Genomic DNA, 18,690 nt, shown 5'->3' on the forward strand with positions numbered 1-18,690 from the left:
CGCACCGTCCGCGGCGTCCGCACCATCCGCGGCGTCCACAGCACCCGCGGCCCCCGTGACCTTCACGGCGTCCGTGGCCTGGGTGGCCGGCGCGGGCCTATATCCAGTCGTCTTCCGGCTCCGGTTCCGCGTCCATCTCGGGCCAGTGGTCGTCGCCCCCGGTTTCGGCCGCCGCGGGAGCCGGGGGCGCCGGCGTGTTCAGGGCGGCCAGCACGCCGAGTACGCCTTCGCCGTACGTCATCAGCTTCTTCTCGCCGACACCGCCGACGGTGGCGAGTTCGGCGACGGACTCGGGCCAGCGGCTGACGATCTCCCGCAGAGTGGCGTCGTGGAAGATCACGTATGCCGGTACGCCCTGTTCCCGGGCCTGCTCGGCGCGCCAGGCGCGGAGTGCCTCGAAGGCGGGGAGCAGGTTCTCGGGCAGCTCTGCCACAGCTGCCTTCGCCTTGCCCTTGCTCGAGGATCCGGACGTCCCGGCGGACGCGGCACGCGAGACCACCGGCTTCTTCGGTTCCTTGCGCAGCGGGACTTCGCATTCCCGTCGCAGTACGGCTCCGCTGGCCTCGGTGAGCACCAGCGTGCCGTACTCGCCCTCGACCGCGAGGAGTCCCTGGGCGAGCAGTTGCCGGACGACACCGCGCCATTCGCCTTCTTCGAGGTCGGTGCCGATACCGAAGACGGACAGCTGGTCGTGGTCGAACTGGATGACCTTCGCGGTGCGCTTGCCGAGCAGGATGTCGACGATCTGGACGGCGCCGAACTTCTGCCCGCGTTCGCGCTGAAGTCGTACCACTGTGGAGAGGACTTTCTGGGCGGCGACGGTGCCGTCCCAGGTCTCCGGAGGGGTGAGGCAGGTGTCGCAGTTGCCGCAGCCCGCCGGGTCGGGGGCCTGGCCGAAGTAGTTCAGGAGCTGCCCTCGGCGGCACTGGGCGGTCTCGCACAGGGCGAGCATCGAGTCGAGGTGGGCCTGGGCGCGGCGGCGGAAGGCCTCGTCGCCGTCGCCGGACTGGATGAGTTTGCGCTGCTGTATGACGTCGTTGAGCCCGTAGGCCATCCAGGCGGTGGAGGGCAGTCCGTCGCGGCCGGCGCGGCCGGTCTCCTGGTAGTAGCCCTCGACGGACTTGGGCAGGTCGAGGTGGGCGACGAAGCGGACGTCGGGTTTGTCGATGCCCATGCCGAAGGCGATGGTGGCGACCACGGTCAGGCCTTCTTCGCGCAGGAAGCGGGACTGGTGTGCGGCGCGGGTGCCGGCGTCGAGGCCGGCGTGGTAGGGCACGGCCTCGATGCCGTTGCGGCTGAGGAATTCCGCGGTGGTCTCGACGGATTTGCGGGAGAGGCAGTAGACGATGCCGGCGTCGCCTTCGTGTTCCTGGCGCAGGAAGGCGAGGAGCTGTTTCTTCGGGTCGGCCTTGGGGACGATCCGGTACTGGATGTTGGGTCGGTCGAAGCTGGCTTCGAAGTGCCGGGCGGCCGGCATGTGGAGCCGCTGGGTGATCTCCTGGTGGGTGGCGCGGGTGGCGGTGGCCGTGAGCGCGATGCGGGGGACGTCCGGCCAGCGCTCGCCGAGCAGGGAGAGGGCGAGGTAGTCGGGGCGGAAGTCGTGGCCCCACTGGGAGACGCAGTGCGCCTCGTCGATCGCGAAGACGGCGATCTTGCCGCGGGCGAGCAGGTCCAGCGTGGAGTCCAGGCGGAGCCGTTCGGGCGCCAGGTAGAGCAGGTCGAGTTCACCGGCGAGGAACTGGGCCTCGACCACGCGTCGCTCGTCGAAGTCCTGGGTGGAGTTGATGAACCCCGCGTTCACGCCGAGGGCGCGCAGGGCGTCCACCTGGTCCTGCATGAGGGCGATGAGGGGTGAGACCACGATGCCCGTACCTGGTCTGACCAGGGCGGGGATCTGGTAGCACAGCGACTTTCCGCCGCCGGTGGGCATGAGGACGACGGCGTCGCCGCCCGCCACCACATGCTCGATGATCGCTTCCTGTTCGCCTCGGAAGGCGTCGTACCCGAAGACCCGGTGCAGCGTGGCCAGTGCCTCGCTGTCCGCCGGTCCGGGCCTCTGAGGCGCCTCCGGCGTCTCGGTCGTCCCTGGCATCTCGTCGGTTCCGCCTGTCCCGCCCATCGTCGTGTCCCCCGTACGTCGTCCCTCGACCACTGCCTCCACGATAGGGGTCAGGACCGACAGCGCCGGAGTTATCCACAGGCCGGCCGCCCGGGAAGGGCGGCGGGGGTGCCGCGGGAGCGGGTACGGGTGCGATGCCGGAGCGGCTGTGGGGAGCCGGGGCCGCCCGGTCCGGCGGTGTCCTCAGTCCTTTGGCCGCGTCCGCGTGGCGGCCCGGCGGCGGCGCGGGCGATGCTGCACGGGCGGGACCGGGGAGGCCCGCGTCGTACGGAGGCGCCGCGGCCCGCGTGCCTCTTCCGCCCCGAGGAGCTTCAGGATGTCTCTCAGGTCCCGCGTCGGCGGCGTCGCTCTGGCGTTGGCCGTGCCGTTCGCTCTGGCCGCGGTTCCCGCCGGCGCGGCGCCCGTCCCGGCCGCCGCCGATCCGTTCGGGTGGACGGATCTGACTCCGGTGTACACGGCGACGGCGGACTACGAGTACGAGCCGTTCGCCGTCACGGACGGGTACGCCCGGGCTGCCGGCTGCGACGCCCGGACCGGCTTGGGAGGCGCGGGCTACCACTACGTGAAGTCCGACAACGTCGGCGGTCTGGACCCGGCCGGGCCGGCGGGCCTGCTGTACGAGGCGGACGGTGACGGCGGGCGTGCGCTGGTCGGGGTGGAGTGGATCGTGCGGGCCGGCACCGGCACGACCGCGCCGACGCTGTTCGGTCAGACGTTCCGGGGGCCGACGACGGTTCCGGGGGTCACGGGTCCGGTGTACACGCTGCGGGCGTGGATCTGGAAGGACAACCCGAGCGGGTTGTTCGCGCCCTGGAATCCGACGGTGGCGTGCACGTAGTCGTGCCCGGCGGGTGCCCGGCCGACGGCGTACGACCGTGGTGTCGGTCGGGCACGCGCGCGTGGGCCCCGGTTCCTGTGCGGGGAACCGGGGCCCACGGTGGTACCGGATGTGTCAGCGCACGAAGACTCCCGCCTGGTTGGCCAGGTCCAGGAAGTACTGCGGTGCCACGCCGAGCACGAGGGTGACGGCGACGCCCAGGCCGATGGCGGCCATGGTGAGCGGTGACGGTACGGCGACGGTGGGGCCTTCGGGCCTCGGTTCGCTGAAGAACATGAGGACGATCACGCGGATGTAGAAGAACGCGGCGATCGCCGACGAGATCACACCGATGACGACCAGTGGGACCGCGCCGCCTTCGGCCGCCGCCTTGAACACGGCGAACTTTCCGGCGAAGCCGGAGGTCAGCGGGATGCCGGCGAAGGCCAGCAGGAAGACGGCGAAGACGGCGGCCACCAGGGGCGACCGTCGGCCGAGCCCCGCCCACTTGGACAGGTGTGTCGCCTCGCCGCCCGCGTCGCGCACCAGGGTGACCACGGCGAAGGCGCCGATGGTGACGAAGGAGTACGCGGCGAGGTAGAAGAGGACGGACGACACGCCGTCCTTCGAGGTCGCGATGACACCGGCGAGGATGAATCCGGCGTGGGCGATCGACGAGTAGGCGAGGAGTCGCTTGATGTCGGTCTGGGTGATCGCGACGATCGCGCCGCCCAGCATGGTGATGATCGAGACGCCCCACATGACCGGCCGCCAGTCCCAGCGCATGCCGGGGAGCACGACGTACAGCAGGCGCAGCAGCGCGCCGAACGCGGCGACCTTGGTGGCGGCGGCCATGAAGCCGGTCACCGGGGTGGGTGCGCCCTGGTAGACGTCGGGCGTCCACATGTGGAAGGGGACGGCGCCGACCTTGAAGAGCAGGCCCATGACGACCATCGCGGCGCCGATGAGGAGCAGCGAGTCGTTGCCCATGGTGCCGGCGAGGGCGGGGTCGACGTTGGTGACGGTGCCGTCGACGACCTGGGCGATGGTGGCGTACGACACGGAGCCGGCGTAGCCGTAGAGCAGGGCGATGCCGAACAGGGTGAACGCGGAGGCGAAGGCGCCGAGGAGGAAGTACTTGACGGCGGCTTCCTGTGACATGAGGCGCTTGCGGCGGGCCAGGGCGCACATCAGGTAGAGCGGGAGGGAGAAGACCTCCAGGGCCACGAAGAGCGTCAGCAGGTCGTTGGCCGAGGGGAACACCAGCATGCCGGCGACCGCGAAGAGGAGCAGCGGGAAGACCTCGGTGGTGGTGAACCCGGCTTTGACGGCGGCCTGTTCGCTGTCGCTGCCGGGGACCGACGCGGCCTGGGCGGCGAAGGAGTCGACGCGGTTGCCGTGGGCGGCGGGGTCGAGCCGGCGTTCGGCGAAGGTGAACAGGCCGACGAGTCCGGCCAGCAGGATGGTGCCCTGGAGGAACAGGGACGGTCCGTCGACGGCGATCGCGCCCATGGCGGCGATGTGCGCCTTCGTGGTGCCGTAGCCGTCCGCGGCGAGGGCGACGACGGCCGCGAAGCCCGCGCACAGGGCTACGGCGGAGACGAACACCTGTGCGTAGTAGCGGGATTTGCGCGGGACGAACGCTTCGATGAGCACCCCGACGATCGCCGCGCCGACGACGATCAGGGTGGGTGACAACTGTCCGTACTCGATCTTCGGCGCGTCGATCTTGGTGATCGGGTCGGCCGCGGTTGTCCACAGGCTGTGGACGGCTGCTGCGCTCACTTGGCCGCCTCCGCCTCGGGCTTGGGGTCGGTCTTGTGTACGTCCGACATGGTCTGCTTGACCGCCGGGTTGACGATGTCCGTGACGGGCTTCGGGTAGACGCCCAGGAAGATCAGCAGAACGATCAGCGGGGCGACGACCACGAGTTCACGCGCGCGCAGGTCAGGCATTGCGGAGACCTCCGGTTTCACCGGGCCCGTCATCGTCCGCTGGTAGAGGACGAGGGTGTAGAGCGCGGCGAGGACGATGCCGAAGGTGGCGACGATCCCGATGGCCGGGTAGCGCGTGAACGTGCCGACCAGGACGAGGAACTCACTCACGAAGGGGGCGAGTCCCGGCAGGGACAGTGTGGCCAGGCCGCCGATCAGGAAGGTGCCGGCGAGCACCGGGGCGACCTTCTGCACGCCGCCGTAGTCCGCGATGAGGCGCGAGCCGCGGCGGGAGATCAGGAAGCCGGCGACCAGCATCAGGGCGGCCGTGGAGATGCCGTGGTTGACCATGTAGAGGGTGGCGCCGGACTGGCCCTGGCTGGTCATCGCGAAGATGCCCAGGATGATGAAGCCGAAGTGCGAGATCGACGCGTAGGCGACCAGGCGCTTGATGTCGCGCTGGCCGACGGCGAGCAGCGCGCCGTAGATGATGCCGATCACGGCGAGGACGAGGATGACGGGTGTCGCCCACTTCGACGCCTCCGGGAACAGCTGGAGGCAGTAGCGGAGCATCGCGAACGTGCCGACCTTGTCGACCACGGCGGTGATGAGGACGGCGACGGGGGCCGTGGACTCCTGCATGGCGTTGGGCAGCCAGGTGTGCAGCGGCCACAGCGGCGCCTTCACCGCGAAGGCGAAGAAGAAACCGAGGAACAGCCAGCGTTCGGTGCTGGTCGCCATGTGCAGCGAGCCGTTCGCACGGGCCTGGGCGATCTCCGTGAGGGAGAAGTTCCCGGCGACCACGTAGAGGCCGATGACCGCGGCCAGCATGATCAGTCCGCCGACCAGGTTGTAGAGGAGGAACTTCACGGCGGCGTACGACCGTTGCGTGGACGCCGCTTCCTCGCCGTGCTCATGGGCGCGGTCGCCGAAGCCGCCGATGAGGAAGTACATCGGGATCAGCATGGCTTCGAAGAAGATGTAGAACAGGAAGACGTCGGTGGACTCGAAGGAGATGATCACCATCGCCTCGACGGCCAGGATCAGGGCGAAGAAGCCCTGAGTGGGCCGCCACCGCTTGCTGCCGGTCTCCAGCGGGTCGGCGTCGTGCCAGCCCGCCAGGACGATGAACGGGATCAGCAGGGCGGTCAGGGCGATGAGGACGGCGGCGATGCCGTCCACACCCAGGTCGTACCTGACCCCGAAGTCCGCGATCCAGGGGTGGGATTCGGTGAGCTGGTAGCGGGCGCCGTCCGGGTCGAAGCGGACCAGGACGACGACTGCCAGCACCAGCGTGGCCAGCGAGACCACCAGCGCGAGCCATTTGGCGGCGGTGCGCCGGGCGGCCGGTACGGCGGCCGTGGCGATCGCTCCGACGGCCGGGAGGGCCGCCGTCGCTGTCAGCAGAGGAAAGGACATCGGTATCAGACCGCCCTCATCAGCAGGGTCGCGGCGACCAGCAGGGCCGCGCCGCCGAACATCGAGACCGCGTACGAGCGCGCGTAGCCGTTCTGGAGCTTGCGCAGCCGGCCGGAGAGTCCGCCGAAGCCCGCCGCCGTGCCGTTGACGACCCCGTCGACCAGGGTGTGGTCGACGTACACCAGGGAGCGTGTGAGGTGTTCGCCGCCGCGGACCAGGACGACGTGGTTGAAGTCGTCCTGGAGGAGGTCGCGGCGGGCCGCGCGGGTGAGCAGCGAGCCGCGCGGGGCGACGGCCGGGACGGGCCGGCGGCCGTACTGCACGTAGGCGATGCCGACGCCGATGACCAGGCAGACCATGGTGGCGCCGGTGACGGTGGCCGCGCTGAGCGGGGAGTCGCCCTCGCTGTGGCCGGTGACCGGCTCCAGCCAGTGCAGGAAGCGGTCGCCGATGCTGAAGAAGGCACCTCCGAACACGGAGCCGACCGCCAGCACGATCATGGGGATGGTCATGACCTTCGGGGACTCGTGCGGGTGCGGTTCCGCGTGCTCGCCGTGGTGTTCGGCGGCCGGTTCGGCGCTGGGCGCCTGCGGGGAGCGGGTGGGCTGGTTGCGCCAGCGCTCCTCGCCGAAGAACGTCATCAGCATCACGCGCGTCATGTAGAAGGCGGTGATCGCGGCACCCAGCAGGGCGCAGGCGCCGAGGATCCAGCCCTCGGTGCCGCCCTTGGCGAACGCCGCCTCGATGATCTTGTCCTTGGAGAAGAAGCCGGACAGGCCCGGGAAGCCGATGATCGCGAGGTAGCCGAGGCCGAAGGTGATGAAGGTGACCGGCATGTACTTGCGCAGGCCCCCGTACTTGCGCATGTCGACCTCGTCGTTCATGCCGTGCATGACGGAGCCGGCGCCGAGGAAGAGCCCGGCCTTGAAGAAGCCGTGCGTCACCAGGTGCATGATGGCGAAGACGTAGCCGATGGGGCCGAGGCCGGCGGCGAGGACCATGTAGCCGATCTGCGACATGGTCGAGCCGGCGAGCGCCTTCTTGATGTCGTCCTTGGCGCAACCGACGATCGCACCGAAGAGCAGCGTGACGGCGCCGACGACGGTGACGACGAGCTGGGCGTCGGGGGCCGCGTTGAAGACGTCGCCCGAGCGGACGATCAGGTAGACGCCGGCGGTCACCATGGTCGCCGCGTGGATGAGGGCGGAGACCGGGGTGGGGCCCTCCATGGCGTCCCCGAGCCAGGACTGCAACGGGACCTGGGCGGACTTGCCGCACGCGGCGAGCAGCAGCATCAGGCCGATCGCGGTGAGCTTGCCCTCGGAGGCGTCGCCGACGTGGCTGAACACCGGCCCGAAGGCGAAGGTGCCGAACGTCGTGAACATCAGCATGATCGCGATCGACAGGCCCATGTCGCCGACGCGGTTGACCAGGAAGGCCTTCTTCGCCGCGGTCGCCGCGCTGGGCTTGTGCTGCCAGAAGCCGATCAGCAGGTAGGAGGCGAGACCGACGCCCTCCCAGCCGACGTACAGCAGCAGGTAGTTGTCGGCGAGGACGAGCAGCAGCATCGCCGCGAGGAACAGGTTGAGGTAACCGAAGAAGCGGCGGCGGCGCTCGTCGTGCTCCATGTACCCGATCGAGTACACGTGGATGAGCGAGCCGACGCCGGTGATCAGCAGGACGAACGTCATCGACAGCTGGTCGAGGCGGAACGTGACGTCCGCCTGGAAGCTGCCGACGGAGATCCACGTCCACAGGTGCTGGGTGAGTGTGCGGTGTTCGGCGTTCCTGCCCAGCAGGTCGGCGAAGAGGATCACGCCGAACACGAAGGACGCCGTCGACAGGAGCGTGCCGATCCAGTGGCCCACGCCGTCCAGACGGCGGCCGCCGAGCAGGAGGACGGCCGCTCCCAGCAGGGGCGCCGCGATCAGCAGCGCGATCAGGTTCTCTGCGTTCATACGGTCCAGCGCCCCTTACAGCTTCATCAGGCTGGCGTCGTCGACCGAGGCCGAGTGGCGGGTACGGAACAGCGACACGATGATCGCGAGCCCGACCACGACCTCCGCGGCGGCGACGACCATCGTGAAGAAGGCGATGATCTGGCCGTCGAGATTGCCGTGCATCCGGGAGAAGACGACGAACGCGAGGTTGCAGGCGTTGAGCATCAGCTCGATGCACATGAAGACGACGATTGCGTTTCGTCTGATCAGCACACCGGTGGCGCCGATCGTGAACAACAGGGCGGCGAGGTAGAGGTAGTAGACCGGGTTCACTTCGACGCCTCCTCGCTCTGCTTGCGGTGGGCGGGTTCGACCGGGGTGCGCTCCAGCCGTTCCTCCGCGCGCTGCTCCAGGGCCCGCAGGTCGTTGAGGGCCTCCGTCGACACGTCACGGACCTGGCCGCGGTCGCGCAGCGTCTTGCTGACCGTGAGCTCCGACGGGGTGCCGTCGGGCAGCAGGCCCGCGACGTCCACGGCGTTGTGCCGGGCGTAGACGCCGGGGGCCGGCAGCGGCGGTACGTGCTTGCCCTCGCGGACCCGCTGTTCGGCCAGCTCGCGCTGGGTCTTGGGGCGTTCGGTGCGCTCGCGGTGGGTGAGCACCATGGCGCCGACGGCCGCGGTGATGAGCAGGGCGCCGGTGATTTCGAAGGCGAACACGTACTTGGTGAAGATGAGGGCGGCGAGGCCCTGCACATTGCCGTTGGCGTTGGCCTGGCCGGTGCCGTTGAACTGCTTCAGGGAGGCGTTGGCGATGCCCGCGAGGAGCAGGACGCCGAAGCCGACCCCGCACAGAAGGGCCAGCCAGCGCTGGCCCTTGATGGTCTCCTTCAGGGAGTCGGCGGCGGTCACGCCGACCAGCATCACCACGAAGAGGAACAGCATCATGATCGCGCCGGTGTAGACGACGATCTGCACGATCCCGAGGAAGTAGGCGCCGTTGGCGAGGTAGAACACCGCCAGGATGATCATCGTGCCGGCGAGTGAGAGCGCGCTGTGCACGGCCTTCTTCATGAAGACGGTGGACAGGGCGCCGATCACGGCGACGGTGCCGAGGACCCAGAACTGGAAGGCCTCACCGGTGGAGGTGGTGTAGGCGGCGAGTTGCGGGCTCATGCCTCCACCTCCTCTTCCCGGTCCTCGGGCTTCTCGCCCTTGGAGACGGCGACCTGGCGTACGGTCCCGGGCGCGGCCTCGGTGACCAGGCCCCGGTAGTAGTCCTGTTCATCGGTCCCCGGGAAGATCGCGTGCGGGGAGTCGACCATGCCCTCTTCGAGGCCGGCGAGCAGCTGTTCCTTGGTGTAGATGAGGTTGGCGCGGCTGCTGTCGGCCAGTTCGAACTCGTTGGTCATCGTCAGCGCGCGCGTGGGGCACGCTTCGATGCACAGGCCGCACAGGATGCAGCGGGCGTAGTTGATCTGGTAGACGCGGCCGTAGCGCTCGCCCGGCGAGTAGCGTTCCTCGTCGGTGTTGTCCGCGCCCTCCACGTAGATGGCGTCGGCGGGGCAGGCCCAGGCGCACAGTTCGCAGCCGACGCACTTCTCCAGGCCGTCCGGATGGCGGTTGAGCTGGTGCCGTCCGTGGAACCGCGGGGCCGTGGTCTTCTTCTGCTCCGGGTACTGCTCGGTCAGCCGCTTCTTGAACATGGCCTTGAAGGTCACGCCGAAGCCGGCCACGGGGTTCTGGAAACCGGGCTTGGTCTCCTTGGGCTCCTCAGCCATCGGACGCCTCCTTTCCATCCGAAGATCCGTCACTGACAGTGTCCGTGCCGCCACTGACAATCAGCTCCCGCTCCCTGCGGGGGCTGCGCCGGGGCACCGGCGGCAACTCCTGGCCGGGCAGCGGCGGTACCGGGAATCCGCCCGCCATCGGGTCGAACCCGGCCGGCTCCGCGACGGGCCGTCCGTCCTCCTTGCCCTTGTCGCGGAAGATGTCCACGACGAAGGACAGGAGCAGCAGGGCGAGCACTCCGCCGCCGACGTACAGGGCGATGTCGGCGAAGCCGTAGTTCTCGTTGCGAAGGGTCCGTACGGTCGCGACGAGCATCAGCCAGACGACGGAGACCGGGATGAGGACCTTCCAGCCGAGCTTCATCAGCTGGTCGTAGCGCACGCGCGGGAGCGTGCCCCGCACCCAGACGAAGACGAACAGCAGCACGACGACCTTGGCGACGAACCAGAGCATCGGCCACCAGCCGTGGTTGGCGCCCGCCCAGACGGTGCTGATCGGCCAGGGGGCCCGCCAGCCGCCGAGGAACAGCGTGGTCGACACGGCCGAGACGGTCACCATGTTGACGTACTCGGCGAGCATGAACATCGCGAACTTGATCGACGAGTACTCGGTGTTGAAGCCGCCGACGAGGTCGCCCTCGGACTCGGGCATGTCGAAGGGGGCGCGGTTGGTCTCGCCGATCATGGTGACGACGTACAGGATGAACGAGACCGGCAGCAGCAGGATGTACCAGCGGTTCTGCTGCTGGGCGACGATCGTGGACGTCGACATCGACCCGGAGTACAGGAACACCGAGGCGAACGCGGCGCCCATGGCGATCTCGTAGGAGATCATCTGCGCGCAGGAGCGCAGACCGCCGAGGAGTGGGTACGTCGACCCGGAGCTCCAGCCGGCCAGGACGATGCCGTAGATGCCGACGGAGGCGACCGCGAGGATGTACAGCATCGCGATCGGCAGGTCGGTGAGCTGCATCGTGGTGCGATGGCCGAAGATCGAGATCTCGTTGTCGGCGGGGCCGAACGGGATGACCGCGATGGCCATGAACGCCGGGATGGCAGCGACGATCGGCGCCAGGATGTAGACGGCCTTGTCGGCGCGTTTGACGACCAGGTCTTCCTTGAGCATCAGCTTGATGCCGTCGGCGAGCGACTGGAGCATGCCCCAGGGGCCGTGCCGGTTGGGGCCGACGCGCAACTGCATCCAGGCGACGACCTTGCGCTCCATCACGATGGAGATCAGCACGGTCACCATCAGGAAGGCGAAGCAGAAGACGGCCTTGATGACGACCAGCCACCAGGGGTCGCGGCCGAACATCGAGAGGTCTTCAGCGGCGAGGTACGGGCTCATGCCTCCACCTCCTTGGGGGCCTCACCGGCGGTGGCCGCCGGGCCGATGCGGACGAGGGAGCCGGGCTGCGTCCCGGTGTCGGAGGCGACGCCGCCGCCCACCGAGTTCAGCGGGAGCCAGACCACGCGGTCCGGCATCTCGGTGATCCGGAGCGGGAGCTCGACGCTGCCGGCGGGTCCGGTGACGGCGATGAGACCGCCGTCCTCGACGCCCGCCTCCGCTGCCGTCGCCGCGGACACGCGCGCGTGGGCGGCGTGCCGGGTACCGGCCAGCGCTTCGTCGCCCTCCTGGAGGACGCCCTGGTCGAGGAGGAGCCGGTGCCCGGCGAGCACGGCCTCTCCCACGGCCGGTCGCGGCAGCGGTGTGCCGGTCTCCAGCGGATCCGAGGCCTTCGACCCGTCCCAGGCGCCGAGCCGGTCCAGCTCCGCGCGCGTGGTGCGCAGGTCGGGCAGACCGAGGTGGACGTCCATGGCGTCGGCGAGCATGTGCAGCACGCGCGTGTCGGTGGGAGGGAGCCGCCGGGTCATCTGGTCGGGCTTGAGGGCGGCCTCGAAGAGACGCGCCCTGCCCTCCCAGTTGAGGAAGGTGCCGGCCTTCTCTGCGACGGCGGCGACCGGGAGGACGACGTCGGCGTGCTCGGTGACCTCGCTGGGCCGCAGCTCCAGGGAGACCAGGAAACCCACGGCTTCGAGTGCCTCACGCGCGCGTGCCGGGTCGGGCAGGTCGGCGACCTCCACGCCCGCGACCAGCAGCGCGGAGAGTTCGCCGCGGGCGGCGGCCTCGACGATCTGGCCGGTGTCGCGGCCGTAGCGTAGTGGGAGTTCGGACACGCCCCAGACAGCGGCGACCTCCTCACGCGCGCGCGGGTCGGTGGCCGGGCGGCCGCCCGGCAGCAGCGACGGCAGCGCGCCCGCCTCGATCGCGCCGCGCTCGCCGGCCCGGCGCGGGATCCACACCAGCCGGGCGCCGGTGGCGGTGGCGGCCCGTACGGCGGCGGTGAGTCCGCCGGCGACCGACGCCAGCCGCTCGCCTACGACGATGACCGCGCCGTCGGCGCGCAGTGCCTCGGCGGCCTGGGTGCCGGACTCCTCCAGGCCGACGCCGCCGGCGAGGGCGTCCAGCCATTCGGTCTCGGTGCCGGGTGCGGCGGGCAGCAGGGTGCCGCCGGCCTTCTCCAGCCCGCGCGTGACGTGCGTGGCGAGCGCGTACACCTTCTGCTTGCGCTTGCGCCAGGCCTTGCGCAGCCGCAGGAAGACACCGGGTGCCTCCTCCTCCGACTCGAAGCCGACCAGCAGGACGGCGGGCGCCTTCTCCAGGGCGGTGTAGGTGACGCCCGTGCCGTCGAGGTCACGGCCGCGGCCGGCGATCCGCGCGGCCAGGAAGTCGGCCTCCTCGCTGCTGTGCACGCGCGCGCGGAAGTCGATGTCGTTGGTGTCGAGCGCCACGCGCGCGAACTTGCTGTACGCGTAGGCGTCCTCGACGGTGAGCCGGCCGCCGGTGAGGACGCCGGCCCGGGAGCGGGCGGCGGCCAGGCCCCGGGCGGCGGCTTCGAGGGCCTCCGGCCAGGAGGCCGGTTCGAGGACGCCCTGGGCGCCTCGGACCAGCGGGGTCTCCAGGCGGTCCTTCTGCTGCGCGTACCGGAACGCGAAGCGTCCCTTGTCGCAGATCCACTCCTCGTTGACCTCGGGGTCGTTGGCGGCGAGCCGCCGCATGACCTTGCCGCGCCGGTGGTCGGTGCGGGTGGCGCAGCCGCCCGAGCAGTGCTCGCACACGGACGGCGAGGAGATCAGGTCGAAGGGACGGGAGCGGAAGCGATACGCCGCCGAGGTCAGCGCGCCCACCGGGCAGATCTGGATGGTGTTCCCGGAGAAGTACGACTCGAACGGGTCACCCTCGCCGGTGCCGACCTGCTGGAGCGCGCCACGTTCCAGGAGCTCGATCATGGGGTCGCCGGCGACCTGGTTGGAGAACCGGGTGCAGCGCGCGCACAGGACGCACCGTTCGCGGTCGAGGAGCACCTGGGTGGAGATCGGGAGGGGCTTCTCGTAGGTGCGCTTCCTGCCGTCGAAACGGGACTCGGCGTTGCCGTGGGACATCGCCTGGTTTTGCAGGGGGCACTCGCCGCCCTTGTCGCAGACCGGGCAGTCCAGGGGGTGGTTGATGAGCAGCAGCTCCATCACCCCGTGCTGGGCCTTCTCGGCGACGGGGGAGGTGAGGTGGGTTTTCACCACCATGCCGTCCGTGCAGGTGATCGTGCAGGAGGCCATGGGCTTGCGCTGGCCCTCGACCTCGACGATGCACTGCCGGCAGGCGCCGACCGGGTCCAGCAGGGGGTGGTCGCAGAAGCGCGGGATCTCGATGCCGAGTTGCTCGGCGGCGCGGATGACGAGGGTGCCCTTGGGCACGCTGATCTCGGCGCCGTCGATCGTCAGCGTGACGAGGTCCTCCGGCGGGACCGCCGCCGTTCCCCCCGAGGAGGGGGAACTCGTGGTCACGGTCATGCGTTCACCTCCGGGCGGTCCGCCCAGGCCGTCGACTTGGCCGGGTCGAAGGGGCAGCCCCGGCCCGTGATGTGCTGTTCGTACTCCTCGCGGAAGTACTTCAGCGAGGAGAAGATGGGGGAAGCGGCGCCGTCGCCGAGGGCGCAGAAGGACTTGCCGTTGATGTTGTCGGCGATGTCGTTCAGCTTGTCCAGGTCGGACATGACGCCCTTGCCGGCCTCGATGTCGCGCAGCAGTTGCACCAGCCAGTAGGTGCCTTCGCGGCAGGGGGTGCACTTGCCGCAGGACTCGTGGGCGTAGAACTCGGTCCAGCGGGTGACGGCGCGGACCACGCAGGTGGTCTCGTCGAAGCACTGGAGTGCTTTGGTGCCGAGCATGGAGCCCGCGGCGCCGACTCCCTCGTAGTCGAGGGGGACGTCGAGGTGCTCGTCGGTGAACATGGGCGTCGAGGAGCCGCCGGGCGTCCAGAACTTCAGGCGGTGGCCGGTGCGCATCCCGCCGCTCATGTCGAGGAGCTGGCGCAGGGTGACGCCGAGCGGCGCCTCGTACTGGCCGGGGCTCGCGACGTGGCCGCTGAGGGAGTAGAGCGTGAAGCCGGGTGACTTCTCGCTCCCCATCGACCTGAACCACTCCTTGCCCTTTTGCAGGATGGCGGGAACCGAGGCGATGGACTCGACGTTGTTCACAACAGTCGGGCAGGCGTAGAGCCCTTCGACAGCAGGGAAGGGGGGACGTAGCCGCGGTTGACCACGGCGGCCTTCGAGCGAGTCGAGCAGCGCGGTCTCCTCACCGCAGATGTACGCGCCGGCGCCGGCGTGCACGGTGAGGGTGAGGTCGAGACCGCTGCCGAGGATGTTCTCGCCGAGGTAGCCGGCCTCGTAGGCCTCGCGCACGGCCTCGTGCAACCGCCTCAGGACGGGGACGACTTCACCACGCAGATAGATGAAGGCATGCGAAGACCGGATGGCGTAGCACGCGATCACGATGCCCTCGATGAGGCTGTGCGGGTTCGCGAAGAGGAGCGGGATGTCCTTGCAGGTCCCGGGCTCCGATTCGTCGGCGTTGACAACTAGATAGTGCGGTTTGCCGTCTCCCTGCGGGATGAACTGCCACTTCATCCCGGTCGGGAACCCCGCGCCGCCGCGGCCGCGCAGTCCGGACTCCTTGACGTAGGCGATCAGGTCGTCCGGTGACATGGCGAGCGCCTTGCGGAGCCCCTCGTAGCCTTCGTGCCTTCGGTAGACGTCGAGCGTCCACGACCGGTCCTCGTCCCAGAAGGCCGACAGCACGGGTGCGAGCAGCTTCTCGGGGCTGGTGTCCTTGAGGTCGGGTACCACCGTCATCACTCCCCCTCCTCGGTGGCAGGCCCTGCCGGGTGCGACGGGTCGGAGGCCGAGGTCTCCTGCGGTGCGTCATGGGAACTGAGGTGCTCGGTCGGCGACGGCTCGTGCACCGTCCGGCCCTGCACCGCGTCCTGCGGGCCTCCGCGTGGATGGACCACACGCGCGGGTGCGGCCTCTCCCCTTGCCAGGCGCAGGCCCACCAGTGACGCGGGTCCGGCGCTCCCGCTCTCCTCGACGGCACCGGGCCGCTCGTCGGGGAAGCCGGCCAGGATCCGGGCGGTCTCCTTGAAGGTGCACATCCGGGCCCCGCGCGTGGGTTCGACGTCCCGTCCCGCGCGCAGGTCGTCGACCAGGCGCTTGGCGCTGGCGGGGGTCTGGTTGTCGAAGAACTCCCAGTTGACCATCACGACCGGCGCGTAGTCGCAGGCCGCGTTGCACTCGATGTGCTCCAGGGTGACCTTGCCGTCGTCGGTGGTCTCGCCGTTGCCGACGCCCAGGTGCTCCTGGAGCGTCTCGAAGATCGCGTCGCCGCCCATGACCGCGCACAGTGTGTTGGTGCAGACGCCCACCTGGTAGTCGCCGGAGGGCCGGCGCCGGTACATGGTGTAGAAGGTGGCGACCGCGGTGACCTCGGCGGTGGTCAGTTCCAGCACGTCCGCGCAGAACTGCATCCCGGTGCGGGTGACGTGGCCCTCCTCCGACTGCACGAGGTGGAGCAGCGGCAGCAGGGCGGACCGGGAGTCGGGGTAGCGGGCGATCACTTCGCGCGCGTCGGCCTCCAGCCGGGCCCGGACGTCGTCCGGATACGCGGGAGCGGGCAGCTCGGGCATGCCGAGGCTGATGCCGCGCTCCGAGGAAGAGGTGGTCACCGGTCGACGCCTCCCATCACGGGGTCGATGGACGCGACGGCGACGATGACGTCGGCGACCTGGCCGCCCTCGCACATCGCCGCCATGGCCTGAAGGTTGGTGAAGGACGGGTCGCGGAAGTGGACCCGGAAGGGGCGGGTGCCGCCGTCGGAGACGGCGTGCACACCGAGTTCGCCCTTGGGTGACTCGACGGCCGCGTAGGCCTGGCCGGGCGGCACCCGGAAGCCCTCGGTGACCAGCTTGAAGTGGTGGATCAGGGCCTCCATGGAGGTGCCCATGATCTTCTTGATGTGGTCGAGGGAGTTGCCGAGTCCGTCGGGGCCCAGGGCGAGCTGGGCGGGCCAGGCGATCTTCTTGTCGGCGACCATGACCGGTCCGGGCTGGAGCCGGTCCAGGCACTGTTCGACGATCCGGAGGGACTGGCGCATCTCCTCCAGGCGGATCAGGAAGCGGCCGTAGGAGTCGCAGGTGTCGGCGACGGCGACCTCGAAGTCGTAGGTCTCGTAGCCGCAGTAGGGCTGGGCCTTGCGCAGGTCGTGCGGAAGGCCGGTGGAGCGCAGGATCGGGCCGGTGGCGCCGAGGGCCATGCAGCCGGCCAGGTCCAGGTAGCCGACGTCCTGCATGCGGGCCTTGAAGATGGGGTTCCCGGTGGCGAGCTTGTCGTACTCCGGGAGGTTCTTCTTCATCTTCTTCACGAACTCGCGCATCTGGTCCACGGCGCCGGGCGGCAGGTCCTGCGCGAGTCCGCCGGGGCGGATGTACGCGTGGTTCATGCGCAGGCCGGTGATGAGTTCGTAGAGGTCGAGAATCATTTCACGATCGCGGAATCCGTAGATCATGATCGTGGTGGCGCCGAGTTCCATGCCGCCGGTGGCGATGCACACCAGGTGGGAGGAGAGCCGGTTCAGCTCCATCAGGAGCACCCGGATGATCTTGGCGCGTTCGGTGATCTCGTCCTCGATGCCGAGGAGTTTCTCGACGGCGAGACAGTAGGCGGTCTCGTTGAAGAAGGACGTCAGGTAGTCCATGCGGGTCACGAACGTGGTGCCCTGCGTCCACGTGCGGAATTCGAGGTTCTTCTCGATTCCGGTGTGGAGGTAGCCGATGCCGCAGCGGGCCTCGGTGACCGTCTCGCCGTCGATCTCCAGGATGAGCCGGAGCACTCCATGGGTGGACGGGTGCTGGGGACCCATGTTGACGACGATGCGCTCGTCGTCCGCGCGGGCCGCGGACTGGACGATCTCGTCCCAGTCGCCGCCGGTGACCGTGTATACGGTGCCCTCGGTGGTCTCGCGAGGGGAAGCGTGTGACGTGCTCACGAGTACGACCTCCGCTGGTCCGGAGCCGGGATCTGGGCGCCCTTGTACTCGACGGGGATGCCGCCGAGGGGGTAGTCCTTGCGCTGCGGATGGCCCTGCCAGTCGTCCGGCATCATGATCCGCGTCAGGGCCGGGTGACCGTCGAAGACGATCCCGAAGAAGTCGTAGGTCTCCCGCTCGTGCCAGTCGTTGGTCGGGTACACGGAGACCAGGGACGGGATGTGCGGGTCGGCGTCCGGGGCGCTGACCTCGAGGCGGATCAGCCGGTTGTGGGTGATCGACCGCAGGTGGTAGACGGCGTGCAGCTCGCGGCCCTTGTCGTGCAGGTAGTGGACGCCGCTGACGCCGGTGCACAGTTCGAAGCGGAGCGCCGGGTCGTCGCGCAGGGTGCGGGCGACGCGGACCAGGTGCTCGCGTTCGATGTGGAAGGTGATCTCGCCGCGGTCGACGACCGTCTTCTCGACGGCGTTGTCCGGCAGCAGGCCCTGCTCCTCCAGGGCGCCCTCCAGTTCGTCGGCGACCTCGTCGAACCAGCCGCCGTAGGGCCGGCTCGCCGGTCCCGGGAGGCGGATGGAGCGGACCAGCCCGCCGTACCCGGAGGTGTCGCCGCCGTTGTTGGCGCCGAACATGCCGCGCTGGACGCGGATCTCCTCACCGCCCTGGCCCCGCTGGCCGGGCAGGTTGTCGGCGGCCAGGTCCTTCTCGGGGTTGACCCCGTTGTGGCCGTTGGCGTCGCTCACCGCAGCAGCCCCTTCATCTCGATCGTGGGCAGGGCCTTGAGCGCCGCCTCCTCCGCCTCGCGGGCCGCTTCCTCCGCGTTGACGCCGAGCTTGGAGTTCTGGATCTTGTGATGGAGCTTGAGAATGGCGTCCATCAGCATCTCGGGGCGCGGCGGGCAGCCGGGGAGGTAGATGTCCACGGGGACGACGTGGTCGACGCCCTGGACGATCGCGTAGTTGTTGAACATGCCGCCCGAGGAGGCGCAGACGCCCATGGAGATCACCCACTTGGGGTTGGGCATCTGGTCGTAGACCTGCCGCAGCACCGGTGCCATCTTCTGGCTGACCCGGCCGGCGACGATCATGAGGTCGGCCTGGCGGGGTGAGCCGCGGAAGACCTCCATGCCGAAGCGGGCCAGGTCGTAACGGCCGGCGCCGGTGGTCATCATCTCGATGGCACAGCACGCGAGGCCGAAGGTGGCGGGGAAGACGGAAGCCTTGCGCACCCAGCCCGCGGCCTGCTCGACGGTGGTCAGCAGGAATCCGCTCGGCAGCTTTTCTTCGAGTCCCATGTCT

15 protein-coding genes are annotated in these 18,690 nt (G+C 69.5%); 1 reads left to right on the forward strand and 14 read right to left on the reverse strand.

The window, feature by feature from the left end; all coding sequences use genetic code 11:
* Window positions 1-97 precede the first annotated feature (97 nt).
* On the reverse strand, window positions 98-2,119 hold the full coding sequence (gene recQ / locus AAW13_RS07745; RefSeq protein WP_206306174.1) for a DNA helicase RecQ: 2,022 nt from the start codon (window positions 2,117-2,119) through the stop codon (window positions 98-100).
* Between the two features lie 316 nt (window positions 2,120-2,435).
* Between recQ and AAW13_RS07750 the strand changes: the two genes are divergently transcribed.
* Window positions 2,436-2,957, forward strand: coding sequence for a hypothetical protein (locus AAW13_RS07750; protein ID WP_046726435.1), 522 nt, complete (start codon window positions 2,436-2,438; stop codon window positions 2,955-2,957).
* A 114-nt stretch (window positions 2,958-3,071) separates the two neighbouring features.
* Here AAW13_RS07750 and nuoN read toward each other — a convergent pair whose 3' ends face one another.
* Genes nuoN through AAW13_RS07815 form a run of 13 tightly spaced genes read right to left on the reverse strand, consistent with a single transcriptional unit; the run spans window position 3,072 to window position 18,686 of the window.
* Complete coding sequence (gene nuoN / locus AAW13_RS07755) at window positions 3,072-4,721, reverse strand: NADH-quinone oxidoreductase subunit NuoN (RefSeq protein ID WP_046726436.1); 1,650 nt, start codon at window positions 4,719-4,721, stop codon at window positions 3,072-3,074.
* Entirely contained in the window at window positions 4,718-6,289 is a 1,572-nt protein-coding gene (locus tag AAW13_RS07760; RefSeq protein WP_046726437.1) for an NADH-quinone oxidoreductase subunit M, read from the reverse strand. The genes nuoN and AAW13_RS07760 overlap by 4 nt, the downstream gene beginning before the upstream one ends.
* Window positions 6,290-6,294: 5 nt before the next feature.
* Complete coding sequence (gene nuoL / locus AAW13_RS07765) at window positions 6,295-8,247, reverse strand: NADH-quinone oxidoreductase subunit L (protein WP_046726438.1); 1,953 nt, start codon at window positions 8,245-8,247, stop codon at window positions 6,295-6,297.
* A 15-nt stretch (window positions 8,248-8,262) separates the two neighbouring features.
* Window positions 8,263-8,562: an NADH-quinone oxidoreductase subunit NuoK gene (gene nuoK, locus AAW13_RS07770; RefSeq protein ID WP_046726439.1), complete on the reverse strand. Its 300-nt coding sequence runs from the start codon at window positions 8,560-8,562 to the stop codon at window positions 8,263-8,265.
* A complete protein-coding gene (locus tag AAW13_RS07775) occupies window positions 8,559-9,401 on the reverse strand; it encodes an NADH-quinone oxidoreductase subunit J (RefSeq protein WP_046726440.1) in 843 nt (280 codons plus the stop codon). Before AAW13_RS07775 ends, nuoK begins: the two co-directional genes overlap by 4 nt.
* Window positions 9,398-10,006, reverse strand: coding sequence for an NADH-quinone oxidoreductase subunit NuoI (nuoI, locus tag AAW13_RS07780; protein WP_046726441.1), 609 nt, complete (start codon window positions 10,004-10,006; stop codon window positions 9,398-9,400). The genes AAW13_RS07775 and nuoI overlap by 4 nt, the downstream gene beginning before the upstream one ends.
* Window positions 9,999-11,363: an NADH-quinone oxidoreductase subunit NuoH gene (nuoH, locus tag AAW13_RS07785; RefSeq protein WP_046726442.1), complete on the reverse strand. Its 1,365-nt coding sequence runs from the start codon at window positions 11,361-11,363 to the stop codon at window positions 9,999-10,001. Before nuoH ends, nuoI begins: the two co-directional genes overlap by 8 nt.
* A complete protein-coding gene (locus AAW13_RS07790; RefSeq protein WP_046726443.1) occupies window positions 11,360-13,864 on the reverse strand; it encodes an NADH-quinone oxidoreductase subunit G in 2,505 nt (834 codons plus the stop codon). The genes nuoH and AAW13_RS07790 overlap by 4 nt, the downstream gene beginning before the upstream one ends.
* A complete protein-coding gene (gene nuoF / locus AAW13_RS07795; RefSeq protein ID WP_046726444.1) occupies window positions 13,861-15,207 on the reverse strand; it encodes an NADH-quinone oxidoreductase subunit NuoF in 1,347 nt (448 codons plus the stop codon). Before nuoF ends, AAW13_RS07790 begins: the two co-directional genes overlap by 4 nt.
* Window positions 15,207-16,076, reverse strand: a complete 870-nt coding sequence (gene nuoE / locus AAW13_RS07800) for an NADH-quinone oxidoreductase subunit NuoE (protein ID WP_046726445.1) — start codon at window positions 16,074-16,076, stop codon at window positions 15,207-15,209. Before nuoE ends, nuoF begins: the two co-directional genes overlap by 1 nt.
* Window positions 16,073-17,395: an NADH-quinone oxidoreductase subunit D gene (locus AAW13_RS07805; protein ID WP_046726446.1), complete on the reverse strand. Its 1,323-nt coding sequence runs from the start codon at window positions 17,393-17,395 to the stop codon at window positions 16,073-16,075. The genes nuoE and AAW13_RS07805 overlap by 4 nt, the downstream gene beginning before the upstream one ends.
* Window positions 17,392-18,135: an NADH-quinone oxidoreductase subunit C gene (locus tag AAW13_RS07810; RefSeq protein ID WP_046726447.1), complete on the reverse strand. Its 744-nt coding sequence runs from the start codon at window positions 18,133-18,135 to the stop codon at window positions 17,392-17,394. Before AAW13_RS07810 ends, AAW13_RS07805 begins: the two co-directional genes overlap by 4 nt.
* Complete coding sequence (locus AAW13_RS07815) at window positions 18,132-18,686, reverse strand: NuoB/complex I 20 kDa subunit family protein (RefSeq protein ID WP_030572779.1); 555 nt, start codon at window positions 18,684-18,686, stop codon at window positions 18,132-18,134. Before AAW13_RS07815 ends, AAW13_RS07810 begins: the two co-directional genes overlap by 4 nt.
* Between the last annotated feature and the right edge of the window lie 4 nt (window positions 18,687-18,690).

Source organism: Streptomyces humi (assembly GCF_001005085.2).
Taxonomy (GTDB): domain Bacteria; phylum Actinomycetota; class Actinomycetes; order Streptomycetales; family Streptomycetaceae; genus Streptomyces; species Streptomyces humi.

Excerpts from the sequence above, each read along its gene's own strand:
- nuoI (WP_046726441.1), bottom strand. The coding sequence starts at position 10,006 with ATGGCTGAGGAGCCCAAGGAGACCAAGCCCGGTTTCCAGAACCCCGTG.
- AAW13_RS07775 (WP_046726440.1), bottom strand. The coding sequence starts at position 9,401 with ATGAGCCCGCAACTCGCCGCCTACACCACCTCCACCGGTGAGGCCTTC.
- AAW13_RS07750 (WP_046726435.1), top strand. The coding sequence starts at position 2,436 with ATGTCTCTCAGGTCCCGCGTCGGCGGCGTCGCTCTGGCGTTGGCCGTG.
- nuoL (WP_046726438.1), bottom strand. The coding sequence starts at position 8,247 with ATGAACGCAGAGAACCTGATCGCGCTGCTGATCGCGGCGCCCCTGCTG.
- nuoH (WP_046726442.1), bottom strand. The coding sequence starts at position 11,363 with ATGAGCCCGTACCTCGCCGCTGAAGACCTCTCGATGTTCGGCCGCGAC.
- AAW13_RS07790 (WP_046726443.1), bottom strand. The coding sequence starts at position 13,864 with ATGACCGTGACCACGAGTTCCCCCTCCTCGGGGGGAACGGCGGCGGTC.
- recQ (WP_206306174.1), bottom strand. The coding sequence starts at position 2,119 with ATGGGCGGGACAGGCGGAACCGACGAGATGCCAGGGACGACCGAGACG.
- AAW13_RS07760 (WP_046726437.1), bottom strand. The coding sequence starts at position 6,289 with ATGTCCTTTCCTCTGCTGACAGCGACGGCGGCCCTCCCGGCCGTCGGA.
- AAW13_RS07815 (WP_030572779.1), bottom strand. The coding sequence starts at position 18,686 with ATGGGACTCGAAGAAAAGCTGCCGAGCGGATTCCTGCTGACCACCGTC.
- nuoF (WP_046726444.1), bottom strand. The coding sequence starts at position 15,207 with ATGACGGTGGTACCCGACCTCAAGGACACCAGCCCCGAGAAGCTGCTC.